The sequence below is a fragment of the Mycobacterium sp. genome (assembly GCF_049280035.1).
In the GTDB taxonomy this organism is placed as follows: Bacteria; Actinomycetota; Actinomycetes; order Mycobacteriales; family Mycobacteriaceae; genus Mycobacterium.
This window is the reverse complement of the sequence record NZ_JBAPPI010000515.1, coordinates 1-8,140: the sequence shown is the minus strand read 5'-3', so window position 1 is coordinate 8,140 and position 8,140 is coordinate 1. Positions and strand designations below refer to the sequence as shown.

General features: G+C 67.7%; 8 protein-coding genes. 6 read left to right on the top strand and 2 right to left on the bottom strand.

Translation table 11 applies throughout. From position 1 onward, the window contains the following. Positions 1 to 184 precede the first annotated feature (184 nt). The 6 genes from WAN71_RS16710 (at position 185) to regX (ending at position 6,525) form a co-directional block, all read left to right on the top strand. On the top strand, positions 185 to 1,486 hold the full coding sequence (locus WAN71_RS16710) for an ROK family protein (RefSeq protein ID WP_422226403.1): 1,302 nt from the start codon (positions 185 to 187) through the stop codon (positions 1,484 to 1,486). A gap of 46 nt (positions 1,487 to 1,532) precedes the next feature. Beyond that, positions 1,533 to 2,885, top strand: a complete 1,353-nt coding sequence (gene mshA / locus WAN71_RS16705; protein WP_422226402.1) for a D-inositol-3-phosphate glycosyltransferase — start codon at positions 1,533 to 1,535, stop codon at positions 2,883 to 2,885. 108 nt (positions 2,886 to 2,993) lie between these two features. Then, on the top strand, positions 2,994 to 3,557 hold the full coding sequence (locus WAN71_RS16700) for a YbjN domain-containing protein (protein ID WP_422226401.1): 564 nt from the start codon (positions 2,994 to 2,996) through the stop codon (positions 3,555 to 3,557). A 130-nt stretch (positions 3,558 to 3,687) separates the two neighbouring features. Then, positions 3,688 to 4,440: a phosphoglyceromutase gene (locus tag WAN71_RS16695; RefSeq protein WP_422226400.1), complete on the top strand. Its 753-nt coding sequence runs from the start codon at positions 3,688 to 3,690 to the stop codon at positions 4,438 to 4,440. 131 nt (positions 4,441 to 4,571) lie between these two features. Next, a complete protein-coding gene (locus WAN71_RS16690) occupies positions 4,572 to 5,810 on the top strand; it encodes a sensor histidine kinase (RefSeq protein ID WP_422226399.1) in 1,239 nt (412 codons plus the stop codon). Between the two features lie 31 nt (positions 5,811 to 5,841). Next, the gene (gene regX, locus WAN71_RS16685) at positions 5,842 to 6,525 is read left to right on the top strand and encodes a two-component sensory transduction protein RegX (protein WP_422226398.1); all 684 of its coding nucleotides are present in this window, start codon (positions 5,842 to 5,844) and stop codon (positions 6,523 to 6,525) included. Positions 6,526 to 6,527: 2 nt separating this feature from the next. Here the strand turns inward: regX and WAN71_RS16680 are convergent, their stop codons facing one another. Continuing rightward, entirely contained in the window at positions 6,528 to 7,457 is a 930-nt protein-coding gene (locus tag WAN71_RS16680) for a hypothetical protein (RefSeq protein WP_422226404.1), read from the bottom strand. Between the two features lie 32 nt (positions 7,458 to 7,489). Beyond that, positions 7,490 to 8,140: hypothetical protein (locus WAN71_RS16675; protein WP_422226397.1), on the bottom strand; the 651-nt coding region annotated here is incomplete at its 5' end.

Below are 8,140 nucleotides of genomic sequence, written 5' to 3'. Positions count from 1 at the left end.
ACTCTAATAAGCGTGCTAAATTCCTCGTGTGTACTCCAGCGCCTTGTTCGGCTACATGTCCGCGTGTCTGTTCGCGGACTGCGCGTGTTGTTGCCGCGCAGCTAGCCGCGCCTGAGCGAACCCCAAGCGCTCGCGATGGTGCGGTCCAGGACCCGCCATCGGAACTCGGACAAGGACACACCACGTGCGCTCAACCACCCTCACCTCCCACTCTTCTCACACCCACTCCACACCCGCGAGGCGGCGATCACCGGGGCGCCACCGCGTCGTCGCGCCGTCACTACAGCTGTCTGATGCAGCCGCGTCGTCGGTCTTTCGGGCCGTGCGGTTACGCGGCCCGATCGGTCGCGATGTCATCGCCCAGGTCACGTCGCTGTCCATAGCGACGGTAAACCGCCAGGTCACCGCGCTGCTGGACGCCGGCATCCTGCGGGAACGCGCCGACCTGGCAGTCTCGGGTGCCATCGGGCGTCCCCGGGTGCCGGTCGAGGTCAACCACGAGCCGTTCCTGACATTGGGCATCCACATCGGGGCGCGAACCACCAGCATCGTGGCCACCGACCTGTTCGGCCGCACCCTAGACGCCGTCGAAACCCCGACACCGCGCAGCGCCCAGGGGCCGGCGCTGGCCTCGTTGGCCGACGGCGCCCGCCGCTACCTGAGGCGGTGGCACCGACGGCGGGCGCTGTGGGTCGGAGTGACAATCGGCGGCATCGTCGACGGCATCAGCGGGCACGTCGACCACTCCCGGCTGGGCTGGCGGGACGCGCCAGTCGGACCGGTGTTCGCCGAGGCGCTGGCTCTGCCGGTGTCGGTGGCATGCCACGTCGACGCGATGGCCGCGGCGGAACTGCTGCTCGGTATGCGGCGGTTTGCGCCCAACTCGACAACCAGCCTCTACGTCTACGCCCGCGAGACGGTGGGCTACGCGCTGTCGATTGGCGGACGGGTACACAGTCCGGCCAGCGGGCCGGGCACCATCGCCAACTTGCCCGTGCAATCTGAGCTGCTCGGCGGTTCTGGGCTGTTGGAATCCACCGTCAGCGACGAGGCGGTGCTCGCCGCGGCGCGCCGGATGCGCATCCTGCCGGCCCGTAACGGCGGGTCGGGCGCAGCCGTCACCGAGTTGCTGCGGGCGGCGCGCAACGGCCACCAGCAGGCCAAAGACCTGCTTGCCGAGCGGGCCAGGGTGCTTGGTGAAGCCGTCGCGTTGCTGCGCGATCTGCTCAATCCCGACGACCTGGTGGTCGGCGGGCAGGCGTTCACCGAATATCCGGAGGGCGTGGAGCACGTGGAGGCGGCATACGCCGCGCGCTCGGTGTTGCCGCCGCGCGACATCCGAGTCACCGCGTTCGGCAACCGAGTGCAGGAGGCCGGGGCGGGCATTGTGTCGCTGGCCGGGCTGTACTCCGACCCGCTTGGCGCCATGCGCCGCGCACAGCCGCCGGTGGTCGCGCTCGAGGTCGCCACCGAGACACCCGCCTGACCTGCGCTGTCGGGGCACGTCAGAACGGTCCTGCAAAGATGACAATGTGGGCCACACTGACTTCTCCCGGCTGGACACCTCCGAGCTGACCGATCCGCGTCGCGTCGCGGTGCTGGCAGTGCACACCTCGCCGCTGGCCCAGCCGGGCATCGGGGACGCCGGTGGGATGAACGTCTACGTCCTCCAGAGCGCGCTTCATCTGGCTCGCCGGGGCGTGGAGGTGGAGATCTTCACCCGGGCCACCGCGTCCACCGATCCGCCGATCGTGTGGGTGGCACCCGGTGTGTTGGTGCGCAACGTGGTGGCCGGGCCGTTCGAAGGCCTGGACAAATACGATCTGCCGACGCAGCTGTGCGCATTCGCCGCCGGAGTGCTGCGCGCTGAAGCCGCCCACGAGCCCGGCTACTACGACATCGTGCACTCGCACTATTGGCTGTCCGGTCAGGTCGGCTGGCTGGCCCGCGACCGGTGGTCGGTGCCGTTGGTGCACACCGCGCACACGCTCGCGGCGGTGAAGAACGCCGCGTTGGCCGAGGGTGACACACCCGAGCCACCGCTTCGCACCGTCGGCGAGCAGCAGGTTGTCGACGAGGCCGACCGGTTGATCGCCAACACCGAAGATGAAGCCGGACAACTGGTTTCGCTGCACCAGGCCGACGTCGCCCGGATCGACGTCGCCCACCCTGGCGTCGACCTGGACGTGTTCCGGCCCGCCGACCGTCACGCCGCCAGGGCCGTGCTGGGGCTACCGCCCGACGCGGATGTGGTGGCGTTTGTCGGCCGTATTCAGCCGCTGAAGGGGCCCGATATCTTGCTGCGCGCGGCAGCCAAACTGCCGCGGGTACACATCGTTGTCGCCGGCGGGCCGTCGGGCAGCGGACGGGCCGCGCCGGACGGCCTTGTTCGGCTTGCCGATGAACTGGGTATCGCTGGCCGGGTGACGTTCCTGCCCCCGCAGTCGCGGGACGACCTGGCCCGACTGTTCCAGGCCGTCGACCTGGTTGCGGTGCCCAGCTATTCGGAGTCCTTCGGTCTTGTCGCCCTCGAGGCGCAGGCTTGCGGGACCCCGGTGGTTGCCGCCGCGGTCGGCGGATTGCCAGTCGCGGTGCGCGACGGGGTCAGCGGCACGCTGGTGTCCGGTCACGACATCGACCGGTGGGCGCACGCCATCGATGAGCTGTTGCTGCGCGGCAGTGGTCCGCAGGCCTGGGCGATGCGCCGCTCGGCGGTCGAGCACGCGGCGATGTTCTCCTGGGACAACACCGTTGATGCGCTGCTGGCCAGCTACCGGCGCGCGATCGGCGAGTTCACTGCCCGCCGCTCGGTGCGGAACCTGGCATCGGCGCGCCGAGGCAATCAGGCCCGGCGCTGGGCGGCGCGACGCGGGGTAAGAGCGTGACCCGCGCCGACGACGATGATGCCGGCGAAGCCGGGATCGAGGAGTGGCGCCAATGACCCGCGCCGACGACGATGATGCCGGCGAAGCCGGGATCAAGGAGTGGCGCCAATGACCCGCGCCGACGACGGAGATCGCGGGGCGGCGCCGGTGACCCACGTCCAGCAGGTGATCGAGGACACGCTGGATGCCAACAAGCTGACCTATTCCCGGCATCCTGGCGCGCACGGCGGGTTGTCGGGCCTGATCGTGGAGTTGCCCGGCGAACGAAAGCTCAAGACCAACACCATCCTGAGCATCGGCGAGCACTCGGTGCGCATCGAGGCGTTCGTCTGCCGCAAGCCCGACGAGAACCACGAGGGTGTCTACCGATTCCTACTTAAACGCAACCGCCGCCTGTACGGCGTGGCCTACACGTTGGACAACGTTGGCGACATCTACCTGGTGGGCCGAATGTCGTTGGCATCGGTGGACGCCGCCGAGATCGACCGGGTGCTTGGGCAGGTGCTCGAAGCAGTGGATAGCGACTTTAATACGCTGTTGGAGTTGGGTTTTCGGTCGTCGATCCAGAAGGAATGGGAGTGGCGGGTCTCGCGCGGTGAATCGCTGAAGAACTTGGAGGCGTTCGCCCACCTGATCGACGATGACGACGACGCGGAGCGCGAAGCGCGATGACGTGGGGGCACGCCCCCTCGCCGCTGCACGGCTGGGGGTACCCCCACCCGCTTGCGGGGGCACGTCGAGCACTTAAAGCGACGACGATTAGCCAGATGTCGGTGCCCGCCCCCGTGAGACACTTGCCGCCATGGGGAACGCGGTAGCCACGCTGGTGCTGCTCCGCCACGGCGAGAGCGAATGGAATGCGAGCAATCAGTTCACCGGCTGGGTCGACGTCGACTTAACCGACAAGGGCCGCGGCGAAGCTGTGCGCAGCGGCGAGCTGATCGTCGAGCACAACCTGCTGCCGGACGTGGTCTACACCTCACTGCTGCGCCGAGCCATCACCACCGCGCACCTGGCGCTGGACACTGCCGACCGGCTGTGGATCCCGGTACGGCGCAGCTGGCGGCTCAACGAACGCCACTACGGCGCGCTGCAGGGACTGGACAAGGCCGAGATCAAGGACCGCTACGGCGAGGAGCAGTTCATGGCGTGGCGGCGCAGCTATGACACCCCGCCGCCGCCCATCGAGAAGGGCAGCCGGTTCAGCCAGGACACCGATCCGCGCTATGCCGACATCGGCGGCGGGCCGCTGACCGAATGCCTGGCCGACGTGGTGGCCCGGTTCTTGCCGTACTTCACCGACGTGATTGTGCCGGATCTGAGGGTCGGCAAGACGGTGCTGGTCGCCGCTCATGGAAACTCGCTGCGCGCCCTGGTCAAATACCTCGATGGCATGTCCGACGAGGAAGTCGTGAGCCTGAACATCCCAACCGGCGTTCCGCTGCGCTATGACTTGGACGCTCAGATGCGGCCGACGGTCATCGGCGGCAGCTATCTGGATCCGGAAGCCGCTGCCGCGGGCGCGGCGGCGGTGGCCAGCCAAGGTGCCCGGTAAACCCGTATTTCCTGGCAGAAGGGCAAACGTGAGATGAACAGCCGTCGAACACCTGCCTCGTCGCGTGTGACATGTCCGTTTTTGGCCTTGTGCTGCTGGGTTGGCGTTCACCGTGTTTGTAGGATTTTTATGTGACTGTGTTCTCGGCCCTGTCACTGGCCGGGGTGTTGTTTCTCGTGGCTTTGGCCGTCGGTGCCACGGCGGGAGCGCGGCTGGCGCCGCGGACGCTGGAGCGACGCCAGCGGGTGGCCGTCGAAGCGGCCGGCATCACCGTCGCGCAGATGTTGGAGCGGATCGTTGCGCTGATGCCGCTGGGCACCGCCGTCGTGGACCGTCACCGCGACGTGGTCTATCACAACAGCCGGGCCAAAGAGCTCGGCCTGGTACGCGAGCGTCAGCTCGACGACGAGGCTTGGAAGGCGGCGCGCCAGACGCTGGGCGATGGCGCTGACGTCGAGTTCGACCTGATGCCGGGCAAGCGGTTGGTCCCGGGCCGATCGGGCCTGGCGGTGCACGGGCAGGCGCGGTTGCTCAGCGAAGAGGACCGGCGCTTTGCCGTGGTGTTCGTCTACGACCACTCCGAATACGCACGGATGGAGGCCACCAGGCGCGACTTCGTGGCCAACGTCAGCCACGAGCTCAAGACCCCCGTCGGCGCCATGTCCGTGCTCGCCGAGGCTCTGCTGTCCTCCGCGGACGACCCGGAGACGGTGCGGCGGTTCGGCGAGAAGGTGCTTGTTGAGGCCACCCGGCTGGGGGACATGGTCAGCGAGCTGATCGAGCTGTCCAGGCTGCAGGGTGCCGAGCGGTTGCCGGACATGGGCGCTGTCGACGTCGATAGCGTTGTGTCCGAAGCGATTTCACGCCACAAGGTACCCGCCGACAACGCCGATATCGCGGTTTGCACCGACGAACCGAGCGGCCTGCGAATGCTGGGTGAGCAGGCCCTGTTGGTCACCGCGTTGGCCAACCTGGTGTCCAACGCGATCGCGTATTCGCCACGCGGTTCGCTGGTGACCATCAGCCGCCGTCGCCGTGGCGAAAACATCGAGATCGCCGTCACCGACCGGGGCATCGGTATCGCCCGCAAAGACCAGGAGCGGGTCTTCGAGCGGTTCTTCCGCGCCGATAAGGCGCGCTCGCGGGCCACCGGCGGCACCGGACTCGGCCTTGCCATCGTCAAGCACGTCGCCGCCAATCACAACGGCACGATCGGGTTGTGGAGCCAGCTGGGAACCGGGTCGACGTTCACCCTGTCCATCCCGGCCTACGGCGGCGAGTGCGAGCAACCCGACCAAGCGCCCGAGCGCGAAATCCGGCCCAAGATGCCCCAACGAGAGCCCCGACGAGAGGAAGAACTACACCGATGACCAGTGTCCTGATCTTGGAGGAGTGGCGCTCGTGACCAGTGTCCTGATCGTGGAGGACGAAGAATCGTTGGCTGATCCGCTGGCGTTCCTGCTACGCAAGGAGGGCTTCGAGGCCACCGTGGTGACCGACGGCCCGTCGGCGCTGGCCGAGTTCGACCGGTCCGGCGCCGATATCGTGCTGCTCGATCTGATGCTGCCGGGGATGTCCGGCACCGACGTGTGCAAGCAGCTGCGATCCCGGTCCAGTGTGCCGGTGATCATGGTGACCGCGCGTGACAGCGAGATCGACAAGGTCGTCGGCCTGGAGTTGGGCGCGGATGACTATGTGACCAAGCCGTATTCGGCGCGTGAGCTGATTGCCCGGATCCGGGCGGTGCTGCGTCGCCGCGGCGACGACGACTCCGAGGTCACCGACGGCGTGCTGGAATCCGGACCGGTGCGAATGGACGTCGAACGCCACGTCGTCTCGGTCAACGGGGAGCCAATCACATTGCCGCTCAAAGAGTTCGACCTGCTGGAGTATCTGATGCGCAACAGCGGACGGGTGCTGACTCGCGGGCAGCTGATCGATCGTGTGTGGGGCGCCGACTATGTCGGTGACACCAAGACCCTCGACGTACACGTCAAGCGGCTGCGGTCGAAAATCGAGGCCGACCCGGCCAATCCGATACACCTGGTGACGGTGCGCGGGTTGGGCTACAAACTGGAGAGCTGACGCTACTCGGCGGCCCGCAGGCCGACCTCGGCGTGGCCGGTGCCGATTACCGACCAGCGGCGGTCGCCGACCTCGACGTAAATGTCGGCCAGCTCGCTGTTGGTGCACACCGCGGCGGCGCCGTCGGGATCGGTATAGCCCAGGCTCACGCATCGCTCTGCGGGCTGGTCGACGCGAATCAGCACCCGACGACCGCCGATACGCCCGCTGAGCTGCCAGTGTCGCAGGCCCAATTTGGTCCGCATCCGCACTGACGGTAAAACGCTTGCGGGCCAATCCTTTCCGTCGATACGGAACCGAATGAACGCCATTGGCGGAAGCCTGCGCAGGCCGGCTTTGCGCGACACCGCGGTGACCACCTCGAGCACGTCGCCGTCGCCAAGGTCGGCGTGGATCCAACCCCAGCGGCTGGCGTTCCCGTGCCCGTAGATGTGGGCAACGGCGCCGCGCCACCCATCGGCCCGGTGGGCAGTGGCGCCGGTGCTCAGCGAGCCGCTGAACTGTGCGGTCGGAGCGAGCACCACCTGCGCACCGGGCAGCAGTTCGCGTTCCCACACCGGCCGCGGGAAGGTCCACAGCGGCGCACCGCTGTCCTTCCAGCTCAGGTTCCATGTCAGTGACCCGGCTCGGCCGGCCAACTCTTCCAACGCGATTCGCGTATCGGCAACTGTGAGCCAGGGCGACCCGACGGCTGGCCCAACGGGCTCGGGACCGAAACGCTCGGTGTGCGGTGGGCCATCGGGCGGAAACCAGCTCACCCAGCCATGTGCGTAGGGATCGCGTGCGCTTGTCGAGGTCGGGGACACCATCTCGTAGTGGACCCAGAGCCCCGCGTGCGTCACCGGATCCGACAGGGTTGCGTACCAGACCTCCAGACGCCCGGGCTGGCCGCGCCAACGTGGTGCCGCAGCTGACTGCAATTCCTCGTTCACGGCGGGCGGCGGATGCAGGCTCAACGCTGACGCTATTCGGCGGCCCGCGTTGCCGGGTGGACGGCGACGAGCCCTAATGCGCTGCGCCGCTTGCACATTGCGGCCAGTTCGGCGTAGGCCTTCTCACCGAGCAACTCGGTGAGTTCGGCCCCCAGGCTCACCCAGACCTGCTCGGTGCCGACATGGGCGGCCGGATCACCGGTGCAATACCAGTGCAGGTCGGCACCGCCGGCGCCCCAGCCGCGGCGGTCGTATTCGGTCACAGTGGTCTTCAGGATCTCGGTGCCGTCCGGGCGGGTCACCCATTCCTGGCTGCGGCGGATAGGCAGCTGCCAGCAGACGTCGGGTTTCATCGTCAGCGGTGCCACGCCGAGCTTCAGCGCTTTGCTGTGCAGCGCGCAGCCCGGGCCGCCTTCGAACCCGGGCCGGTTCAAGAAGATGCACGCGCCCTTGTGTTTGCGGGTGCGAAACTGCTCTTCGCCCTCGTGCTCGTCGAGTTCGAGGTAGCCCTTGCGGCTCAAGCCCTTTTCGCGGAACTGCCAGTCGGAGTCAGTGAGCTTGGACACAGCGTCGTCCAGCCGGGCCCGGTCGTCTTTGTCGGACAAAAACGCCCCGTGCGAGCAACATCCGTCATCGGGACGTCCCTCGACTGTGCCCTGGCAGGCCGGGGTGCCGAACACACA